General features: G+C 62.5%; 21 protein-coding genes. 8 read left to right on the forward strand and 13 right to left on the reverse strand.

Translation table 11 applies throughout. The features are described from left to right. Positions 1 to 216 precede the first annotated feature (216 nt). Together CO664_RS16835 and CO664_RS16840 are read left to right on the forward strand one after the other, a co-directional pair. Positions 217 to 495, forward strand: coding sequence for a hypothetical protein (locus CO664_RS16835; protein WP_097526498.1), 279 nt, complete (start codon positions 217 to 219; stop codon positions 493 to 495). A gap of 224 nt (positions 496 to 719) precedes the next feature. Further along, positions 720 to 3,386 (forward strand): AMP-binding protein, encoded by a 2,667-nt coding sequence (locus CO664_RS16840; protein ID WP_097539396.1) that lies wholly within the window; start codon positions 720 to 722, stop codon positions 3,384 to 3,386. On the opposite strand, the gene CO664_RS16845 is transcribed toward CO664_RS16840, so the two are convergent. Continuing rightward, positions 3,324 to 3,836 (reverse strand): DinB family protein, encoded by a 513-nt coding sequence (locus CO664_RS16845; protein WP_097539397.1) that lies wholly within the window; start codon positions 3,834 to 3,836, stop codon positions 3,324 to 3,326. The genes CO664_RS16840 and CO664_RS16845 overlap by 63 nt on opposite strands. Before the next feature lie 139 nt (positions 3,837 to 3,975). Here CO664_RS16845 and CO664_RS16850 point away from each other — a divergent pair, with 139 nt between their 5' ends. After that, positions 3,976 to 4,665 carry a glutathione S-transferase family protein gene (locus CO664_RS16850; RefSeq protein WP_097539398.1) on the forward strand — a complete coding sequence of 230 codons (690 nt, stop codon included), beginning with the start codon at positions 3,976 to 3,978 and terminating at the stop codon, positions 4,663 to 4,665. A 102-nt stretch (positions 4,666 to 4,767) separates the two neighbouring features. Further along, positions 4,768 to 5,190, forward strand: coding sequence for a nucleoside-diphosphate kinase (gene ndk, locus CO664_RS16855; protein WP_012707487.1), 423 nt, complete (start codon positions 4,768 to 4,770; stop codon positions 5,188 to 5,190). A gap of 74 nt (positions 5,191 to 5,264) precedes the next feature. Here ndk and CO664_RS16860 read toward each other — a convergent pair whose 3' ends face one another. From CO664_RS16860 to CO664_RS30720, 3 genes are all read right to left on the reverse strand, one after another. After that, entirely contained in the window at positions 5,265 to 5,765 is a 501-nt protein-coding gene (locus CO664_RS16860) for a hypothetical protein (RefSeq protein ID WP_097539399.1), read from the reverse strand. After that, positions 5,762 to 6,322 carry a CGNR zinc finger domain-containing protein gene (locus CO664_RS16865; RefSeq protein WP_037413887.1) on the reverse strand — a complete coding sequence of 187 codons (561 nt, stop codon included), beginning with the start codon at positions 6,320 to 6,322 and terminating at the stop codon, positions 5,762 to 5,764. Before CO664_RS16865 ends, CO664_RS16860 begins: the two co-directional genes overlap by 4 nt. 106 nt (positions 6,323 to 6,428) lie before the next feature. Next, positions 6,429 to 6,596 (reverse strand): hypothetical protein, encoded by a 168-nt coding sequence (locus CO664_RS30720; protein WP_158254925.1) that lies wholly within the window; start codon positions 6,594 to 6,596, stop codon positions 6,429 to 6,431. Here CO664_RS30720 and CO664_RS16870 point away from each other — a divergent pair. Continuing rightward, positions 6,595 to 7,491 carry a branched-chain amino acid ABC transporter permease gene (locus CO664_RS16870; protein WP_097539400.1) on the forward strand — a complete coding sequence of 299 codons (897 nt, stop codon included), beginning with the start codon at positions 6,595 to 6,597 and terminating at the stop codon, positions 7,489 to 7,491. The two genes, CO664_RS30720 and CO664_RS16870, sit on opposite strands and share 2 nt — an antisense overlap. Positions 7,492 to 7,501: 10 nt before the next feature. Here the strand turns inward: CO664_RS16870 and CO664_RS16875 are convergent, their stop codons facing one another. From CO664_RS16875 to CO664_RS16895, 5 genes are all read right to left on the reverse strand, one after another. After that, positions 7,502 to 7,966: a molybdenum cofactor biosynthesis protein MoaE gene (locus CO664_RS16875; RefSeq protein ID WP_097526492.1), complete on the reverse strand. Its 465-nt coding sequence runs from the start codon at positions 7,964 to 7,966 to the stop codon at positions 7,502 to 7,504. A gap of 4 nt (positions 7,967 to 7,970) precedes the next feature. After that, entirely contained in the window at positions 7,971 to 8,231 is a 261-nt protein-coding gene (moaD, locus tag CO664_RS16880) for a molybdopterin converting factor subunit 1 (protein WP_037413895.1), read from the reverse strand. After that, positions 8,228 to 8,815, reverse strand: a complete 588-nt coding sequence (pgsA, locus tag CO664_RS16885; RefSeq protein ID WP_037379793.1) for a CDP-diacylglycerol--glycerol-3-phosphate 3-phosphatidyltransferase — start codon at positions 8,813 to 8,815, stop codon at positions 8,228 to 8,230. The genes moaD and pgsA overlap by 4 nt, the downstream gene beginning before the upstream one ends. Positions 8,816 to 9,033: 218 nt before the next feature. After that, positions 9,034 to 11,055 (reverse strand): excinuclease ABC subunit UvrC, encoded by a 2,022-nt coding sequence (gene uvrC / locus CO664_RS16890; protein ID WP_097526491.1) that lies wholly within the window; start codon positions 11,053 to 11,055, stop codon positions 9,034 to 9,036. Beyond that, positions 11,052 to 11,816 (reverse strand): SDR family oxidoreductase, encoded by a 765-nt coding sequence (locus CO664_RS16895; RefSeq protein WP_037413902.1) that lies wholly within the window; start codon positions 11,814 to 11,816, stop codon positions 11,052 to 11,054. The genes uvrC and CO664_RS16895 overlap by 4 nt, the downstream gene beginning before the upstream one ends. A gap of 370 nt (positions 11,817 to 12,186) precedes the next feature. On the opposite strand from CO664_RS16895, the gene CO664_RS16900 reads away from it, so the two are divergent. After that, positions 12,187 to 12,825, forward strand: coding sequence for an outer membrane protein (locus CO664_RS16900; protein WP_037413904.1), 639 nt, complete (start codon positions 12,187 to 12,189; stop codon positions 12,823 to 12,825). Positions 12,826 to 12,883: 58 nt separating this feature from the next. Here CO664_RS16900 and CO664_RS16905 read toward each other — a convergent pair whose 3' ends face one another. The 4 genes from CO664_RS16905 to CO664_RS16920 all read right to left on the reverse strand — a co-directional run bounded on the left by CO664_RS16905 (position 12,884) and on the right by CO664_RS16920 (position 15,664). Then, entirely contained in the window at positions 12,884 to 13,474 is a 591-nt protein-coding gene (locus CO664_RS16905) for a glutathione S-transferase (protein WP_037413906.1), read from the reverse strand. Between the two features lie 14 nt (positions 13,475 to 13,488). Then, positions 13,489 to 14,190: a ribonuclease T(2) gene (locus CO664_RS16910; RefSeq protein WP_234819787.1), complete on the reverse strand. Its 702-nt coding sequence runs from the start codon at positions 14,188 to 14,190 to the stop codon at positions 13,489 to 13,491. Further along, positions 14,187 to 14,630, reverse strand: coding sequence for a hypothetical protein (locus CO664_RS16915; RefSeq protein ID WP_037413910.1), 444 nt, complete (start codon positions 14,628 to 14,630; stop codon positions 14,187 to 14,189). The genes CO664_RS16910 and CO664_RS16915 overlap by 4 nt, the downstream gene beginning before the upstream one ends. A gap of 152 nt (positions 14,631 to 14,782) precedes the next feature. Next, positions 14,783 to 15,664 (reverse strand): 23S rRNA (adenine(2030)-N(6))-methyltransferase RlmJ, encoded by an 882-nt coding sequence (locus tag CO664_RS16920; protein WP_097539401.1) that lies wholly within the window; start codon positions 15,662 to 15,664, stop codon positions 14,783 to 14,785. A gap of 68 nt (positions 15,665 to 15,732) precedes the next feature. Between CO664_RS16920 and CO664_RS16925 the strand changes: the two genes are divergently transcribed. After that, positions 15,733 to 17,865 (forward strand): molybdopterin oxidoreductase family protein, encoded by a 2,133-nt coding sequence (locus CO664_RS16925; protein ID WP_097539402.1) that lies wholly within the window; start codon positions 15,733 to 15,735, stop codon positions 17,863 to 17,865. A gap of 58 nt (positions 17,866 to 17,923) precedes the next feature. Further along, positions 17,924 to 18,520 carry an NUDIX domain-containing protein gene (locus tag CO664_RS16930; protein WP_097539403.1) on the forward strand — a complete coding sequence of 199 codons (597 nt, stop codon included), beginning with the start codon at positions 17,924 to 17,926 and terminating at the stop codon, positions 18,518 to 18,520. Positions 18,521 to 18,545 lie beyond the last annotated feature (25 nt).

Here is an 18,545-nt window from a genome sequence, read left to right on the forward strand (position 1 = left end):
TCGATTCCTGGACGACGTGTTCCGATAATAAATACTTCCGCTCCTCATCATGAGGCCCCACATCTATCCCCGAAGAGCCGAGCAACTGCTCTTCAGACCATCCGGCTCGGATCGAACGCCATCGGCAAGGCCGCCGCGTTCGAAAAGACTGATCCGTTCACAGGTGGTCGCGACCAACCCATCGTTCAAGAGAACGACTGATCAGGAGTGTTCAACATGAGAAATGCAGTCCACACCGCTCTCGCCGCCGCCCTTGTCGCCACTGCCGTTCTTGGCGGCGCTTCTGCTGCCTTTGCCGGCGGCAGCTATTACGAAGGCATCAGCGACAAGCCGCTCTTTACTGAACGCGCTCCAAAGGCAGGCGATGAGGCCTCTGTTCGCCGCACGAACGGGTCCATCGACCGTACCTCTACTGGGTCTGTCTCGGACTACGCCGTGCAGCCGAAGCTGGTCCGTGGCGGAGAGGGTGAATATTATCAGGGCATTAGCCGATAACGCGGAATCGATCGCGTAGCATTCGTCCTCCCAGGCAGACTGCTCTTCCCATGGCCCGGTCCCCTTTACGGGGCCGGGCCATCCTCGTCTCCATTGAGATGACTTTGCCCGGCGCCGGATCTGCGTGCCGCGTTTTGTCGCAGACCTTCCTGCGCAAGCCCCGATATTAGTTCAGCGCTTATACTTGACGACGAGAGTCAGCAATAATATGCCGCCTTGCTAAAATGGAGGTGGCTTTGGGCGCTGGCGATTTGTCGATATTCCCATTCTGTGTTGCGCACCTGGCCGCCCACGGCGACAAGCCGGCGCTCATGTTTCCCGGCCAGCGGGTCGTCAGCTATCGCGAACTCGCCGCCCGCGTCGATCGCCAGGCATCGAAGTGGCGCAACGGGCGCGGACTGGTGATGCTCGAGGCCGACCTCTCGGAGCATGCGATCATTGCTTATCTTGCCGCGCTCGATGCCGGACACGCCGTTGCGCTGCAGGGTACGGCAGCCATGAATGCGGATCGTGAGATCTTCAAGCCGGATTTCTGCCATCGCAGGATCGACGGACGCTGGCGTACGGAGCGGCTGGAGGGAGGCCGGGTCGTTCCCCATCCCGATCTCGCCGTCCTGCTATCGACCTCGGGCAGCACCGGCCAGGGGAAATATGTCCGGCTGTCCAGGACGAATATCGAGGCCAATGCACGTTCCATCGCCGAATATCTCGGCCTCACGGCGACGGACCGGACCTGTCTCGTTCTGCCGCTTCACTATTCCTATGGCCTGTCGGTCCTGAACGCTCACATCACGGTCGGCGCGAGCATCTACATCCCCGGCGGATCCATTCTCGATGAGGGCTTCCTCGACGGACTTGCCGGAAGCGGCTGCACCAATCTGTCCGGGGTTCCCTATTCCTACGAGCTTCTGGAAAAGGTGGGCTTTCGCGAGCGGGCATTTCCGCGACTGCGGTTCATGACCGTGGCCGGCGGACGCCTGCCGACCGAGAAGGTTCGCCTCTACAACGAACATCTCTCTGCGCGTGGCGCAGCCTTTTTCGTGATGTACGGCCAGACGGAGGCGACCGCCCGCATCGCCTATGTGCCTCCGGATCGGCTAGTGGGCAGGGAGGACCGGATCGGTGTCGCGATACCCGGCGGCAGCCTGACCATCGAGGATGAGAGCGGGCGACTGATCACCGATGCGCAGGAAGCCGGCGAACTCGTCTACCGCGGCGCCAATGTGATGATGGGCTATGCCGGTGCGCGGGCCGATCTCGCCCGAGGCGCCGAGCTTTCCGAATTGCGAACCGGCGATCTGGCCGTGCGGGACACCGACGGGTTCTTCCGCATCGTCGGACGGACGAAGCGCATATCGAAGATCGCCGGGCTGAGGATCGGCCATGACGCTCTCGAAGCGGCTCTGGAGCGGCACGATATCGCCGTCGCAGTCATTGGCAACGATGTCGAAATCCACGCCTTTTTCGCCGGCGAACGCGCTCCCGACAACGTCCGCCAGCTGCTCGTCGCCGCCAGCGGCTTGACCCTGCTGCAGGTGGGGGCGACGCGCATCGACGCGCTGCCGCGCCTGGCGTCCGGAAAGGTCGATTACGAAGCTCTCCGTCAGCGGAGCCGGCGCGGCAGCGGGTCTTCACGCGAAGAAGGTGTCGAAGCCCTGTTCGAGCAGGTCTTCTATCCGCGAAAGGTCCGACCCGAGGACAGCTTCCTGTCGCTCGGCGGGGATTCGCTCCGATTCGTGCAGCTATCGATGGGTCTTGAGAAGATCCTCGGTGACGTGCCCGAGGCGTGGGAAAGCATACCGGTCAACACATTGGCGGTCATGGTCCGCCAGGAGCGCAAGGCTCCGCAGATCGGCACCGACTTCTTGATTCGGGCGCTGGCCATCCTGCTGGTCGTGCTCCACCACGAGACGCTGTGGCCGATCCCGGGAGGGTCGGCGACAATGGTCATTCTCGCCGGATTCGGCCTGGCACGGTTTCAAAGTGGCGCGCTCCTGTCGGGCGCGCTCGGGCAGCTGTTGCGGCCGCTCGCGCAGATTCTTGTTCCCTATTATCTGATCGTCGCCGCTTACGCTCTTGCCTGGGGAAACGTGCCCTGGGCCTCGGTCTTCCTCGTCGGCAATTTCGGCTTCGCCGATCCCGAGCGGCACAGCATGGTGCCCTATCTCTACTGGTTCATCGAGGCCTATTGCCAAATGGTGCTGGTGTTTGCCGCTCTGTTTGCAGTGCCGTCCGTCAGGCGGTTCGCCGCGGTGCGGCCGTTTGCTGCCGGCATGGCGCTGCTCGCTGGCGCCTTTGCCGCCCGCATGGCACTGCCTGAGCTCTGGGAAATCGGCAACCGGCAGATATTCACGCTTCCCTGGATCTTTCACCTGGCGGTCGCGGGCTGGTGCGCGGCACTGGCGAAAAACTGGGCCCAGCGGCTCGCGGTCATGGCGGCAGGAACGGCGATCTATCTGTTTCTCGGCCTCTATGAGGGCGTCTGGATCGGCACGAAGATCAAATATCTGCTGCAGATCGTCGTGCTCGTGGCGCTTTTGTTCCTGCCGCGCATCCGCCTGCCGCAATGGGCAGTGCAGCTTGTCCTGCCGCTCGCGGCGGCAGGCTTTCATATCTACATCCTGCACCGCTTCGTGCCGGAGCTGCTGCTTGCGCCAATGCAGCCGTTCCTCCCGCCGCTTGCTTTCTCGCTCTGCTCGATCGCCGGCGGCGTCGCCTTGGGGATCGCGGTCTGGTCGGGGCAGCGCCAGCTGGTGAAGTGGCTCGTCCGCGGCCGGGTGGGTTCTCTCCGGATAGATTGGCCGGCCGCATTTATGGCCCGGCTCTTTTCAGGCCGACCACTTCTTCCCCTCGGTCCACAGGAAGAAAGCCAGGTCCAGCGTCAAGGATAGCCGCCCGAGCGCTGTCAAGATCGCATGCGCCTGTCCGCGGTGATGGGTCTGGTGGTTGAACAAATGGTCGAGCGCCAGGGCGACTTTCTGGGTGATCTCGCCGGGTCTGCTGATCGGCGAGTAGGTGAAGTGCGCGCCGAGCCGCGCCTCGTCGAGGCTGTCGATCCAGGCGATGATGCGCTCGTCCTCCGCCTCCCGCGCCGCCGTCAAGGCCGATAGGTCTTCATGGAGGATCGCGTCGAGCCTCGTGGGCGCGTCGCCCTCCTTGGTGAACCGCTTCATCCAGATCCGGTCGGCCACGAGGAGGTGGTTGAGCGTTCCATGCAGAGAACCGAAGAAGGCGCCCTTGTCCTGCCGGTACTCCGCCTCGGAGAGTTCGGCTACGGCAGCGTAGAGCAGCCGGTTGGCCCAGCGATTGTAGTCGGCAAACATCCGGTAATGGTCGAGCATCACATTCTCCCTTGCTGTCCGCCCACCCTAGCTCGGATTGATATTCGCGTGTCGAATGCAACTCATGAAAATTACTGATTTGATCGCCCGGGCTCACTCTCCTTTTATGCGTCGAACGATGTTCAGAACAGGAGGGGACATGACCCGCACACTTTATGCGCTCTGTGGTACCGACCGGACGCGCCCCTTTTCGCCGCATGTGTGGAAGACCAAGCTTTCGCTCGCACACAAGGGGCTCGGCTTCGACGTGGCGCCTGTCGGCTTCACCGAAATCCCAAAGCTCGAGCAAGGAGCGACGAAGATCGTCCCGCTGCTCCGCGACGGCGACAATCTCGTCAGCGACAGTTTCGACATCGCTCTTTATCTCGAGGAGACCTATCCCGACCACCCGGCCCTGTTCGGCGGCGAGGGTGGCAAGGCAACGGCCCGCTTCGTCGAAGGCTGGTCGCAGATGACGCTGCATCCGGCGATCGGCCGCATCGCCATCATGAATATCCATGACAGCCTCGATCCGGTGGATCAGGCCTATTTCCGGCAGAGCCGCGAGCAGCGCTTCGGTAAGTCGCTCGAGGCGACCGCGGAGGCGGGAGAAGCGGATCTCGAAACCTTCTCGATGAAGCTCGAACCGCTACGCCACATGCTGAAATTCCAGCCTTTCATCGGCGGCGATGGGCCACTCTTTGCCGATTACATCGTCTTCGGTGCCCTGCAATGGGCGCGGATCGTCTCGCCGCATCGTCTGCTCGCTGAGGGTGACGTCGTTTCGGACTGGTTCGAGCGTTGCCTCGATCTCCACGATGGCCTCGGCCGTTCCGTGACAGCCGCGTGAAACTGTCGCCGGCTCAGGCGAATCATCGCCGCTCCCCCTTGTTTTGCGCGGCATTGGCGGCTAATGAACCGCCACTTTCTCAAGAGCAAGGGAATTGAGCCAATGGCGATTGAACGTACCTTTTCGATGATCAAGCCCGACGCAACGAAGCGCAATCTGACCGGCGCCATCACCAAGATGCTCGAAGACGCCGGCCTGCGCGTCGTCGCTTCGAAGCGCGTCTGGATGAGCCGCCGCGAAGCCGAAGGCTTCTACGCCGTCCACAAGGAGCGCCCGTTCTTCGGTGAGCTGGTCGAGTTCATGTCTTCCGGCCCGACCATCGTTCAGGTTCTCGAAGGCGAGAACGCCATTGCCAAGAACCGCGAAGTGATGGGCGCCACCAACCCGGCCAACGCTGACGAAGGGACCATCCGCAAGGTTCACGCGCTGTCGATCGGCGAAAACTCAGTTCACGGTTCCGATGGTCCGGAAACGGCTGCCGAGGAAATCGCCTACTGGTTTGCGGGCACCGAGATCGTCGGCTGATCCATTTTCTTCGTTTTGCGCTCTAAGGGCTTGAAACGGTCTTCGAAACCGGGGCGGAGACGCCCCGGTTTTCCTTATGTCGGGCAGGCGGACGTGTCGAAATGCGTCGGCGCCAGCCCATTCCTGAAGACTTCCGGATTCTTGTCGTAGGCAGGGCCGACGACCAAGGGTCTTGCCGGCATGACGCTCTGGTCGACATCGGAAACCACCGTCGTTTCCAGCTTCTGCAGCGTCGCTCCGTCCGGCCCCTTGACCTCGATCGTCACCGCATAGGGCCTCTCCTTCCTGACGCAGGTTATGTCCGGGCTTTCCAGCACCACCTTGTCGAGCTTCGGAAAGAGCTTGCGCGTCAATGTCAGCGGTTCGCCGCCGGCCGGGTTCTCGAAGCTTGCCACGACGATGCTGCCGTCCGGCAGCGGTTCCGTCTTGTTGAGCGTGATCGTGTAGGTGGCGTAGGCGAGCCGGTAGTTGAAGACGAACATCTTGCCGGTCAATTTCAGTGGATCCGGTCCGGCCTCGCGCTGGCAGCCGGCAAGCGCGGCCGCGACCAAGGCGATTGCAATGGCGTGTTTCATGGCTGTGTTTCCTGTTTGGAACGGCGGTAGTGGCGTTTGGCCTTCGTGCGGTTGCCGCAAACCGCCATGTCGCACCAGGTCCTGCTCCGGTTGCGGCTGCGGTCAAGGAACAGCCATTCGCAGTTCGGGCAAATCTTAAGGCGGTCGGGCTCCGGATTGGCGACGAGGCTGAGCGCCGAATGCGCAGTGGCGACGTCGAGAGCGATGTATCCGCCGCCATCCCCCGGTCGGCGCACCACCGCGGCGATCGCCTCCAATAGATCGGCAAGAAGCTCCGGCCGGTCTTCGTCCCGCACCAGAGCCCGGAAATGCCGGTCCGTCGCCTCGCGCAGATCGATCAGCGACGCCCGCCTTTCAGGCCCGATCGGACCGAGCCTGCCGAACCGCTGCTTCTCGCAACCATGGAGATTGGCTGCTTCGGCAAAGCTGTCGATCGCCCTTTCATCGGCAAAACGATCGATGCGGCGTTGCGGGTCGAAGCGCAGGACCACCGAATTGGCGACATCTAGCGCCAATGCGCCGCCCGAAAATCGATGCGCGGTCCAGGTGAAGCTCATGCGAAAATCCTAACTAGTAAAACTCATTTTACCAGTTATATTGGTCCTGTCACCACTGCATGTCTCTTAAATCGACATCGATTTAAGGACAAAGATATGCAGCAATTCAAAGCGCTACAGCGATCCTTGCACGTCCGACAAGACGCACGGCGCTGTAGAGCCGCAGAGCAAAGTTGGTTGCGCCTTCGGCCTCCGCGTTTTGCAGGTGAACTTGATGCAGTTTCGTTCTCGGATCGACCCGATCCTGACCGCCGCGACCGACCGGATATGCCATGGCCTATTTCCTTCAGCAGATCGCCAATGCCGTTCCCGTTGCAGCGCTCTATGCGGCACTTGCCTTCGGCTACGCGATCGCCTTCGCCGTCACGCGGCGGGCCGACCTGACCTATGGCGCGCTCTTCGCATTTGCCGGGCAGATGTTCGTTCTCTTTTCGGATTTCGGCTGGAACCGGCTGTGGCTGGTGCTGCCTGCGGCCCTCGGCGTCGGTGCGGCGGCGGCGCTGAGCTTCGGGCTTGGCGCGGGGCTGGTCGCCGGCCGCTACATCATCCGGCCGCTGGCTTTCTCCTCGGCAAATGCGGTGGTTGTCGCCTCGCTCGGTAGCCTTATCGTGCTCATGGAAACGGCGCGTCTCGCGTCAGATACGAGAAGCCTCTGGCTGCCGCCATTTCTGAACCAGGTTATCGTCTTCTGGCCGGATCCGGAATTTCCCGTGACGCTGACAGTCGTGCAACTGCTGAACACCGCGCTGATGGCGGCGCTCGTCGCCGGCGGCCATTGGCTGCTGACGCACTCCTATGTCGGGCGATACTGGCGGGCCGTCTCCCAGGATCGTGAGGCTGCCGCCCTTTGCGGCATAGATCCCTCGATCGTCTACATTCTTGCCTATGGCGTCGCGTCGGTGATCGCCGCCTTCTGCGGCATTCTGGCCGCCTCCTATTATGGCAACATGGACTTCGGCATGGGCCTGACCTTCGGCGTCAAGGTCCTGTTCATCGCGGCAATCGGCGGCCAGGCGGCGCCACTCTATGCTGCCCTCGGCGCCGCCGGCGTAGGGCTCCTGGAAACGCTGTGGAGCGCCTACGGGCCGATCCTCTGGCGGGATTTCGCGATCTTCGGCTTTCTCGTCATCGTGCTCGTCGTGACCCGGCAGGAAAAGGTCATCCCCTGACGGCGCTCGCTCAGCGGCCCCAACGGCCGCGTGCCGCGTCGTCGGCGTCCTTGGCGCTGACCCAGTCGTCGGCACTGCCATCGGCACGGTGTTCCTTCTTCCAGAAGGGCGCCGAGGTTTTCAGGAAATCCATGATGAAGTTGGCGCCGTCGAAAGCGGCCTGCCGATGCGGCGAGACGGTGACCACGAGCACGATGTTCTCACCGGGCTCGATACGGCCGTAGCGGTGAATGGCCGTCGCGGCCTGCAACCCGAAGCGCTGCACCGCCTCGTGGCAGATGCGGCTGATCTCGGCTTCCGCCATGCCCGGATAATGTTCGAGTTCGAGCGCGTTCAAAGCCCCTGCCTCATCGCGGCAGAGGCCCAGAAAGGTGACGACAGCACCGATGTCCGCCCGGCCGCGGGTGAGCGCGGAGACTTCGGCTGCAAGATCGAAGTCCTCGGGTTGGACACGCACGCTGACCGAAGCGTCCATCGCCTCAGCCGCCCGTCATCGGCGGAAAGAGCGCGATCTCGCGGGCACCGGCGATCGGCTCGCCGTGATCGACATGTTCCTGGTTGATCGCCGCGCGGATGACGTTCTGGTGTTCGAGCGCCGATTCATACTCGGCGCCGAGCGTCTTCAAATGCGCCAGCAGATCGCCGACCGTGACGACGCCGTCCGGGAGATCCAGCGTTTCCTCACCCTTGCCGATGCGCTCGCGCACCCAGGAAAAATAGACGAGGTTGACGGTGCTCATTCGTTGACCACATGCTTCAGGCCAGCGCGGAAATAATCATAGCCGGTATAGAGCGTGATTGCCGCGGCGATCCACAGAAGGACGATGCCAGCCTCGGTTATATAGGGCACGATCTTGTCGCCGGCCGGACCGGCAAGCAGGAAGGCGATCGCCACCATCTGGATGGTCGTCTTCCACTTGGCGATTCGCGTAACGGGCACGCTGACCTTCAGCGCTGCAAGATATTCGCGAAGCCCGGAAACGAGGATTTCGCGGCAAAGAATGATGATCGCGGCCCAGATCGACCAGCCGGCGATGGTGCCGTCCGCAGCGACCAGCAGCAGGATCGAGGCGACCAGCAGCTTGTCGGCGATCGGGTCGAGCATCCGGCCGATATTGGAAGTCTGCTTCCATATGCGCGCAAGATAGCCGTCGAAGAAATCGGTGACCGAGGCGGTGACGAACAGCACGAGAGCGGTCCAGCGGGCGAAATCGGAACTGTGCAGCCGGCCCTCGATGAAGAAGCACAGCACGATCAGCGGCACGATGAGGATACGGAAGTAGGTCAGCAGATTCGGGATGCTGTAGGCAATGGGCGTTGGCATGGACTCGGTTTCTCTGGACACGACAATCCCCATTTCCCGCGGGTCATCGATGCGATTTTATTGTTCGGATGGCATCGGGTAAGCGCCAGCTCCCAGACCCTCCGGTTTCAGGTGTACAGAATGACTTTGCGACCACAAGGTCAACAGGTCATTGCGCTACTCCTGTCATATTTGGCGGATTTCGCCTGAACGCAGTCTGAATTGCGCCGCCGCTGCGCTTATTTGGCATCCTCGTGAAAATGCTCGTAGACGAGGCGGGCCACGGTCTCCGAAATGCCGTTGACGGCCATCAGGTCGTTGATGCCCGCGCGGGAAACCGCCTTGGCGGTGCCGAAATGGGTGAGAAGCGCTCGCTTGCGGGTCGGGCCGATGCCGGCGATTTCGTCGAGCGGGTTCTTGACCATCTCCTTCTTTCGCCGCGCCCGGTGCGAGCCGATTGCAAAGCGATGCGCCTCGTCGCGCAGCCGCTGGATGAAATAGAGCACCGGATCGCGGGGCGGCAGCGTGAACCCGTCCACGCCTTCGACAAAGAAGCGTTCGCGACCGGCGTCCCGGTCGACGCCCTTGGCGACGCCGATCGCCGTCACGCAGTCCTCGACGTCGAGTTCCTTGAGAATGGCGCGTACGGCCGTCATCTGTCCCTGGCCGCCATCGATGACGATGACGTCAGGCCATGCCGGGAAGGCCGCCTCTTCGCTCACCTCTGTCGAGCGGTCCGGCTTGCCTTCCTCCTTCAGCAGACGCGAGAAGCGACGCGTCATCACCTCACGCATCATGCCGAAGTCGTCGCCCGGGGTGATGTCCTTCGATTTGATGTTGAACTTGCGATACTGACCTTTAACGAAGCCCTCGGGGCCGGCGACCACCATGCCGCCGACGGCATTGGTGCCCATGATGTGCGAGTTATCGTAGATTTCGATGCGACGCGGCACCGAAGGCAACTTGAAGGTCTCGGCAAAGCCCTCGAGCAGGCGCGACTGCGAGGCCGTCTCCGCAAGCTTGCGGCCATGCGCTTCGCGCGCATTGGCCTGTGCGTGCTCGACAAGGTCCTTTTTCTCGCCCCGCTGCGGTACGAGGATCGACACCTTGTAGCCGGACTTCTCGCTCAACGCCTGGGCAAGCAATTCCTGCTCGTCGACCGCCTCGCAGAGCAGGATCTGCCGCGGGCACGGCTTGTCGTCGTAGAATTGGGCGAGGAAGGCGCTGAGTACCTCGGCGGCCGGGAGCGACGGGTCGGCCTTCGGAAAATAGGCGCGGTTGCCCCAGTTCTGGCCGGTGCGGAAGAAGAACACCTGGATGCAGGAAATGCCGCCCTCGTGGTGAATGGCGAAGACGTCCGCTTCCTCGACACCGGCAGGGTTGATCCCCTGGTAGCTCTGCACATGGCTGAGCGCCGCCAGGCGGTCCCGGTAAAGCGCCGCCCGCTCGAAGTCGAGATTTTCCGACGCTTCGGCCATCGCCGCGGCGATCGTCGCCTTCACAGCCTGGCTCTTACCGGAGAGGAAGTCCTTCGCCTCGCGCACGAGCTCGGCATAATCCGGATCGCTGATCTCGCCCGTGCAGGGCGCCGAACAGCGCTTGATCTGATAAAGCAGACAAGGCCGCGTGCGTGTTTCGAAGACGCTGTCGGTGCAGGTCCTCAAGAGAAAGGCCCGCTGCAGCGAATTGATCGTCCGCCCCACCGCACCGGCGGAGGCGAACGGCCCGAAATAGTCGCCCTTGCGGCTGCGCGCGCCGCGGTGCTTGTAGAGCGCCGGTGCCCGGGTGTCGCCGGTGACGACAATGTAGGGGAACGACTTGTCGTCGCGCAAAAGCACGTTGAAGCGCGGGCGCAGACGCTTGATCAGGTTCGCCTCGAGCAGTAGCGCCTCGATTTCGGTGCGCGTCGTGACGAACTCCATGTTCGCCGTCTCGCGCACCATGCGGGCGATGCGGTTCGAGTGGCCGCGCCCTTGTGCGTAGTTGCTCACCCGCTTCTTCAGACTGCGCGCCTTGCCGACATAGAGCACGTCGCCGGCCTCGTTGAACATTCGGTAGACGCCGGGTCCATTCGGCAGCAGCTTGACGAAGGCCTGGATCAGTTCGGCGCCCTTGAGCCCCTGCGTTTCTGCCTTGCTCTCCGCCCATTCCACAGTGGGCGCCGGCCGTTCGCTCTCGGCAACTTCGACGAGATCGTCTTCGTCATCGGTTTCGCTGCCGTCATAGAGGATGCCGCCGTCGGTGGGCGTCCGCCCGTTCATTCCACTATCTCCCGAATATCCGGCGTCTCCCAGGCGAGGTGCTGGCCGCCGTCGAGCGCGATCATCTGTCCGGTAACCGAGGGCGTCTCGAAAAGGAAGCGGATTGCGCGTCCGAATTCGTCGAGCGCCGGACCTCGCCTGAGAATCAGCGCGTGGACCTGGGCTTCGAAATCGCGCCGGTCCTGCCGCTCGTTCGGCAGCGTCGGACCGGGCCCGATGCCGTTGACGCGAATGTCAGGCGCCAGCGCCTGCGCCATCGTCTGGGTTGCCGTCCAGAGCGCCGACTTGGAGAGCATATAGGAATAAAAGCGTGGATTTGGAGACCAGACGCGCTGGTCGATCACATTGACGATAAGGCCGGAAACATCGCCCGAACGCTGCCGCGCGAAGTCGCGGGCAAGCAGGGAGGGGGCCCGCACATGCAGGGCGAAGTGCCGCTCCCAGGCGTCCTCGTCGAACTCGTCGAGACTGTCCTTGTTGAAGACCGAGGCATTGTTGACGAGGAGATCGAGCGGGCCGAGCAGCGAGGTCGCCTGCGCGATCAATTCCGACGCCGCCCTCACATCGGTGAGGTCCGCCTGGAGGGCGACAGCGTTTGTGCCGGCTTTTCTGAGGTCTGCCGCCAGCGCCTCGGCCTCGGCCATGGAGCCGTTTGCATGGATGGCGACCGCAAAGCCGTGGACGGCGAGATCCTCAACTATTGCCCTGCCGATGCGCCGGGCGCCGCCTGTAACCAGCGCCGCCTTGAATGTCCTTTTCAACGTTCTTTCCCGTTCTGCGAATCCTGTTCCGGTCGGACACAGATATAGGCAGGAAAGGCCGGGCTGAAAAACTCCCCCGGACGATTCATTTCGGAAAAATTAACGTGAGCGGCGTATTTTGAATTATCTTTTATTCTTATAGTATATCTTTGGTTAATCTTCAATTATGGTTAATAAATCCTCTGTGTCGTCAAGGCAACATCAAAGTTTGGACGCGGCTACGCCGCTAAAATTTCACATTTTAGCTCTTGAGAATCCGCATTTTCTGTCCAATTTCCGGTCAACCGGACGGGTTGATTGTAGATACCCGGTGTCTCGATAAAGCACGCCAAAGAGATGCTTCGGGGCGCCGGTCTGAAAGGAGAATAGTATGCGTACGCTCACCACCACTCTCATGGCTTCGGCCATTGCCCTGGTAACCTTCCAGGCAGCTCACGCCGCCGACGCGGTCGACGAAGTTCCGGCTGCTCCGGCTGCCGAATATACCGAGCCGGCCGTCAAGAACTGGTCCGGCGCCTATGTCGGCGGCACGGCCAATTGGCATCACGGCGAAGCCGATGCCACCGGCGGGAACACGTCGGCCGGCTTCGGCGGCGGCCTTTACGGCGGCTACAACGTGCAGGACGGTCAGATGGTCTACGGCGGTGAAGCCGACGTCAACTACGCCGGCAACGACTCCCACTCCAGCGGCCGCCGCGTGAAGCAGGGCGTCAACGGCTCGCTCCGCGGCCGCGTCGGTGTCGACCTCAACCCGGTGCTGGTCTACGGCACGGCCGGTCTCGCCCTTGGCAATGCCAAGCTCTCCACCCCGGCGGGCTCCGACGACAAGACCCTGGTCGGCTGGACGGCTGGCGCCGGTGCCGAAACCTTCGTCACCGACAACGTTACGGCCCGCGTCGAATACCGTTACACGGACTACGCCTCCAAGGACTTCCGCACCGGCGGCTCGACGGTCTCCTCCGGCTATGACGAGCACAGCGTCCGCGTCGGTATGGGCGTCAAGTTCTGATCCTTTCAAACGGATCAAGAAAAGGCCGGGGTGACCCGGCCTTTTTTGTACCCTTGATTCAGGTCTTGAATTTGGGATAATCCGGAAAGTGTTTCTCGAACTTGGCCGGCCAGGTCTTGAGCTTCGGCCGCCCTTTCTGCCATTCGCCGGCAAAGCGCAGCTCGATATAGCGCAGCATGGCGGCGAGCGCGAAATGTCCCGCATTCAGCTTGCCGCCGGTCTTCGGCAGATGAGCTTCCAGGTGGTCGAGCCCGCGCTCGACCTTTTCCCATTGTCGGTCGATCCAGGGCTGATGCACCTTTTCCGGCGGATGAAAGCGCTTTTCGTAGACGATCGCCAGCAGGCTGTCGCAGATGCCGTCGCAGAGCGCTTCGAAGATCTCGATCTGGGTGCGCTTCTCGGCGGTTTTCGGATAGAGCCCGCCTTTGGTCTCGCGGTCGAGGAAATGCATGATCGCCCGGCTGTCGTAGATCGACCGGCCATCGGCCGTGATCAGCGTCGGGATTTTTCCAAGCGGATTGCTGTCGACCAGTTCCGGCGGATTGGCATTGGTGTCGGTGAGCACGCTTTCCGCAGCGATTCCGAGATGATGGGCAGCCATCCGAACCTTGTTGGAATAGGGGGAGGCGGGCGAGTAGAGTATCTTCATTCGTCTTTCCGTTCTTATGGTGCGGCGGGGAGTAGCACCGCGCCTCGTCGGCAGGCGCGGCGATCTATTTCAGGGCAGGCCCTGAAACGCAATTCCCTGTCGAAGCAGACCCTGATTTCCTCGATCAGAGGCCCCTCGCAGGTCACGGCGATCATGTCTTTCGCCATGCCGGGGTTCTTCGTCGTGAAAGCGGTCTCGATCGATGCGGCGGAGAGGTCTCGCGAACCCTCCGTGGAGGTAAACTCGGCAGGAATCTCAAGCCGCTCGCGGGCCGCCCGTGTCACAGCGAAATAATCCGCCTGGCTGAGGCCGGAGCAGGTGCCGTGTTTGCGCCATTGATGCCCGATCAAGCCCATCGACGGAACGATGTCGAGATATTGCCGGCCAAGTGACTCAGGGACCCGGGCGGATTGCCCCGTCTGGCAAAACTGCGGATAGCCGCGTTCATATTGCGGCCAAAGGCCGTGGACGATCAGGCCGCTGCCGCGCTCGCACTGTTCGGATTTGCCCTTCGGGTCATTGCCTCGGCACCAGGTCGGGGACCAGGAGAGCGAAAGCACATAGAAGTCGAAGCCCTTGCCGAGCGGTACGCTCGCCGATGCGGCACCCGCCGGGGCGTCCACCCCGGAGCCGGATGTCTTGTCGCCTTCGCCGTTACAGCCGGCGATCGCCAACAGGGCAAGGGTCGCCAGAAGCCGGTTTCTTGCGGCAATCAACGAAGCGAAGAGCAATGGGCGCCGTAGACATACCAGGGATCGAGGCCGCCGACGCAGAACTCGACATTGGAGCCGACGCCGGCAAATCCCCAGGGTCGCTCGATGAGGTACCAGAGCGGCCTCCGGACCCCGTCGCTCATCACCGCGGTCGCATAGCAATATTCACGTTCGACCAGATGGGTGTAGTCGCGCGGCTCGAAGCGGTTCTGGCCCATGTCGCGGATTTCGGCGATCGCGAGATTGGCATGAAGATAGTTTGCCGCCTTATAGTCGAAGCGCCGCGTGATGAAGCCCAGCACCGACGGGTTGCCGCAAATGCCGATATTGTAAGCCTGCGGGGCGACGGGCACCGCGGCCAAATCCGCGGCGGCGGCACTGGTGACCACACCGGCGGCGAGGGAAAGCGAGGTCAGAAGCATTGCGGCAAGCTTGCAAATCATGACTTCCTCCTGGATCGTCTCTACAGCGCCGCGCGTCTTTCAGACGCGCAAAGGACGCTGCAAGACTTTGAACCTACGCATCGTGCTTTCCGAAAATGGATTCCGATTTTCGGGCCGATGCGCTAGAGATTGATGCTACGGCACCCGACGCGTCAAGGCCCTCGGTTGAGAGCTGTTTCGCCGCGCAGCCAGAAGCAGCGTGCCGACGCGAAGCGATCCTGGCGAAGTCGTTCCTTCAGGAAGGGCAGCAGGATGTCGAGCTCGTCCTTGAGCGTATAGGGTGGATTGACGATGACAAGGCCCGAGCCTGCCAGTCCGGTGATGTCGCGATCGCTGCGGACCGCAAGCTCGGCGCACAGCATTTTGGGTATTTCCAGCGCTTTCAGCGCCTCATGAAATTCCTTGACCGGCGCGCCTTTCTTCAGCGGATACCAGAGGCAGTAGATACCGCCGGCAAAGCGGCGATAGGCCCTGGCAAGCCCTTCGGCCAGCCGCTCGTATTCGCCTTCCTTCTCGAATGGCGGATCGATGAGGACAAGGCCGCGCTTTTCCTTCGGCGGCAGGTGGGCGCCGAGCGCCAGCCAGCCGTCGAGCCGGGTGATCCGGCTCTGGAAATCGCCGTCGAACAGCCGGTGCAGCGTTTCGTAGTCGTCCGGATGCAGTTCCATTGCCGAGAGCCGGTCCTGGGGCCGAAACAGCATGCGGGCAAGCTTCGGCGAACCGGGATAATGCGTGATCCCGGCATCCGCCCCAGTATGCGGATTGAGATCGCGCACGGCTGCGAGATAGGGCTCGAGAATGGCGGCTACCGGTGGAGGGAGTTCGGCGTCGACCAGCCTTCCGATGCCGTCGCGCCACTCGCCGGTCTTTTGCGCCTCCTCGCTGGAGAGGTCATAGAGACCGATGCCGGCATGGGTATCCAGCACCCGGAAGGCCCTATCCTTGTGTTTGAGATAGGTGAGGAGCCTGGCCAGCACCGCGTGCTTCAGGACATCGGCGAAGTTGCCCGCATGATAGATGTGCCGATAGTTCATAAGAGCCGCCGATGGCTGCGATCAATTGTTTCGATGGATGGCGAATGGGACTTTGAGCCCTCTTTCGGATGCCATATAGAAAAGCCATGAACGTTGCGACCCCCATCAGAGCAGAAAAGTCGGTCGGCCACTCTGTCTGTCCGCATGATTGTCCCTCGGCTTGCGCGCTGGAAGTGGACCTGACCGCCGAAGGCCGGATCGGGCGCGTCCGCGGCGCGGCCGCCAACAGCTACACGGCCGGCGTCATCTGCGCCAAGGTCGCGCGCTATGCCGAGCGCATCTATCATCCCGGCCGGCTGATGGTGCCGCAGCGCCGCATCGGCGCGAAAGGCGAGGGGCGCTGGGAGGAAATCTCCTGGGAGGCGGCACTCGACGAGATCGCCGAACAATTCGTCAAGGCCGAGCAGGAACACGGCTCGGAAGCGGTTTGGCCCTATTTCTATGCCGGCACGATGGGGCAGGTGCAGCGCGATTCCATCGAGCGCCTGCGCCATGCCAAGCGCTATTCCGGCTTCTTCGGCTCGATCTGCACGAACATGGCCTGGACCGGCTTTACCATGGCGACCGGAGCCCTGCGCGGCCCGGACCCGCGCGAAATGGCCAAGTCCGATTGCGTGGTAATCTGGGGCACCAATGCGGTGGCAACCCAGGTCAACGTGATGACCCATGCGGTCAAGGCGCGCAAGGAGCGCGGCGCCAAGATTGTCGTCATCGACGTCTACGACAACCCGACGGTCAAGCAGGCCGATCTCGGCCTCATCCTGAAACCCGGCACCGATGCGGCGCTCGCCTGCGCCGTCATGCACATCGCCTTCCGCGACGGCTATGCGGACCGCGCCTATATGGCGGAGTTTGCCGACGATCCGGCTGGTCTCGAGGCGCATCTGAAAACACGCGGGCCGGAATGGGCTTCGGCGATCACCGGGGTGTCCGTCGAGGAAATCGAGACCTTCGCGAAGCTCGTCGGGACAACGCCGAGAACCTATTTCCGTCTCGGCTACGGCTTCACCCGCCAGCGCAACGGCTCGGTCGCCATCCACGCCGCGGCATCGGTCGCCGCCGTGCTCGGCTCGTGGAAGCACGAGGGCGGCGGAGCCTTCCATTCCAACAACGACATCTTCAAGCTCGACAAGCGCGAACTGGTCGGAACCGCTCTGCACGACCCCGACATACGTATGCTCGATCAATCGCAGATCGGCCGCGTGCTGACCGGCGACGCCGAGGCGCTGCGCCATCGCGGGCCGGTAACGGCGATGCTGATCCAGAACACCAATCCGGTAAACGTCGCGCCCGAGCAGCGGCTGGTGAAGAGGGGGGTCCTGCGCGGCGACCTCTTCGTCGCCGTGCATGAGCAGTTCATGACCGACACCGCCCGGCTTGCCGACATCGTCCTGCCGGCAACGATGTTTCTGGAGCATGACGATCTCTATCGCGGCGGCGGACACCAGCACATTCTGATCGGCCCGAAGATCGTCGAACCGCCGCCGACGGTGCGCACCAATCTCTTCGTCATCGAAGAACTGGCAAAGCGCCTGGGCGTTGCCGACTGTCCCGGCTTTGGCCTCTCGGAGCGGCAGCATATCGACCGGTTGCTCGCCAATTACGGCATCGGCTACGAAGAAATGAAGGAGCGGAAATGGCTTGATTGCCAGCCGGCCTTTGAGGAGGCGCATTTCTTGAAGGGTTTTGGGCACCCGGACGGCAAGTTCCGCTTCAAGGCGGACTGGACCGGAACACCCGCACCGAACCGGCCGCCGAAATCGATGGGCCCGCAGGGACCGCATGGCAGCCTCCCCGAGTTTCCCGACCATGTCGATCTGATCGAAATCGCCGACGGCCGCCATCCGTTCCGGCTGGCGACCTCGCCGGCGCGTTCGTTCCTGAACTCGACGTTTTCCGAGACGCCCTCTTCGATCGAGAAGGAGGGGCGTCCGGACGTCATGATCCATGCGGAGGACGCAGCCGCGCTCGGCATCGCCGACGGCGATATCGTCAGGCTCGGCAACGACCGCGGCGAGATCCGACTTCATGCCAGGATCGGCGGCGGCGGGCGCCGCGGCGTCGTGATTGCCGAGGGCCTCTGGCCGAACGGCGCCCATCTCGACGGCGAGGGGATCAATGTCCTGACCGGCGCGGACGCGGTTGCACCCTATGGCGGTGCGGCCTTCCACGATAACCGGGTCTGGATGCGCCGGGCCTGAGCAGCCATGTTCGACACGCGCAGCATGCGTGTGAAAACGCTTTCATCAAGGATCACCCATGACGCAGCATGAAGACCCGCGCATCCGGATACTCGACCGCCGGTCTCTGTGGAAGGGCTTCATCAGCCTCGAGCAGGTCACCCTCGAGCAACAGATGTCCGACGGCAGGACTGCCCGCCTCGTTCGCGAGGTGCACGATCATGGCCGGGCAGCGACGATCCTGCTTTTCGACCCGGAACGCCAGATCGTCGTGCTCGTCCGCCAGTTTCGCCTTCCCGTCCTTTTGCAGGGGGAGCCCGCCTATCTGGTCGAGACGCCGGCGGGCCTGCTCGACGGCGAGGCGCCGGAAGTGGCGATCTGCCGCGAGGCGATGGAGGAGACGGGCTATTGCATCGAGAGTGCCATGCATCTCTTCGACGCCTATATGAGCCCGGGTTCGATAACCGAACGGACGAGTTTTTTCCTCGGCCGCATCGACACGTCCAAGAAGGTGGCCGCCGGCGGCGGGCTGGCGCATGAAGGCGAAGACATCGAGGTGCTGGAAATTGCCTTGGACCACGCCGTCAGAATGATCGGCAGCGGTGAAATCTGCGATGCCAAGACGATCATGCTTCTGCAATGGGCCGTGCTGAACCGGGCGGCGCTCGCGGGCTAACCCCTTGATACCGCATACATTACCG

Source organism: Sinorhizobium sp. NG07B, from assembly GCF_002532005.1.
GTDB lineage: Bacteria > Pseudomonadota > Alphaproteobacteria > Rhizobiales > Rhizobiaceae > Sinorhizobium > Sinorhizobium fredii_C.

Coding starts and splice junctions, on each gene's coding strand:
- moaD (WP_037413895.1), bottom strand. CDS start 8,231: ATGAGCACCGTCAACCTCGTCTATTTTTCCTGGGTGCGCGAGCGCATC.
- CO664_RS16860 (WP_097539399.1), bottom strand. CDS start 5,765: ATGAAACACGCCATTGCAATCGCCTTGGTCGCGGCCGCGCTTGCCGGC.
- uvrC (WP_097526491.1), bottom strand. CDS start 11,055: ATGAACGGGCGGACGCCCACCGACGGCGGCATCCTCTATGACGGCAGC.
- CO664_RS16850 (WP_097539398.1), top strand. CDS start 3,976: ATGACCCGCACACTTTATGCGCTCTGTGGTACCGACCGGACGCGCCCC.
- ndk (WP_012707487.1), top strand. CDS start 4,768: ATGGCGATTGAACGTACCTTTTCGATGATCAAGCCCGACGCAACGAAG.
- CO664_RS16920 (WP_097539401.1), bottom strand. CDS start 15,664: ATGAACTATCGGCACATCTATCATGCGGGCAACTTCGCCGATGTCCTG.
- CO664_RS16845 (WP_097539397.1), bottom strand. CDS start 3,836: ATGCTCGACCATTACCGGATGTTTGCCGACTACAATCGCTGGGCCAAC.
- CO664_RS16870 (WP_097539400.1), top strand. CDS start 6,595: ATGGCCTATTTCCTTCAGCAGATCGCCAATGCCGTTCCCGTTGCAGCG.
- CO664_RS16835 (WP_097526498.1), top strand. CDS start 217: ATGAGAAATGCAGTCCACACCGCTCTCGCCGCCGCCCTTGTCGCCACT.
- CO664_RS16905 (WP_037413906.1), bottom strand. CDS start 13,474: ATGAAGATACTCTACTCGCCCGCCTCCCCCTATTCCAACAAGGTTCGG.
- CO664_RS16865 (WP_037413887.1), bottom strand. CDS start 6,322: ATGAGCTTCACCTGGACCGCGCATCGATTTTCGGGCGGCGCATTGGCG.
- CO664_RS16925 (WP_097539402.1), top strand. CDS start 15,733: ATGCCATATAGAAAAGCCATGAACGTTGCGACCCCCATCAGAGCAGAA.
- CO664_RS16915 (WP_037413910.1), bottom strand. CDS start 14,630: ATGATTTGCAAGCTTGCCGCAATGCTTCTGACCTCGCTTTCCCTCGCC.
- CO664_RS16840 (WP_097539396.1), top strand. CDS start 720: ATGGAGGTGGCTTTGGGCGCTGGCGATTTGTCGATATTCCCATTCTGT.
- CO664_RS16875 (WP_097526492.1), bottom strand. CDS start 7,966: ATGGACGCTTCGGTCAGCGTGCGTGTCCAACCCGAGGACTTCGATCTT.
- CO664_RS30720 (WP_158254925.1), bottom strand. CDS start 6,596: ATGGCATATCCGGTCGGTCGCGGCGGTCAGGATCGGGTCGATCCGAGA.
- pgsA (WP_037379793.1), bottom strand. CDS start 8,815: ATGCCAACGCCCATTGCCTACAGCATCCCGAATCTGCTGACCTACTTC.
- CO664_RS16930 (WP_097539403.1), top strand. CDS start 17,924: ATGACGCAGCATGAAGACCCGCGCATCCGGATACTCGACCGCCGGTCT.
- CO664_RS16900 (WP_037413904.1), top strand. CDS start 12,187: ATGCGTACGCTCACCACCACTCTCATGGCTTCGGCCATTGCCCTGGTA.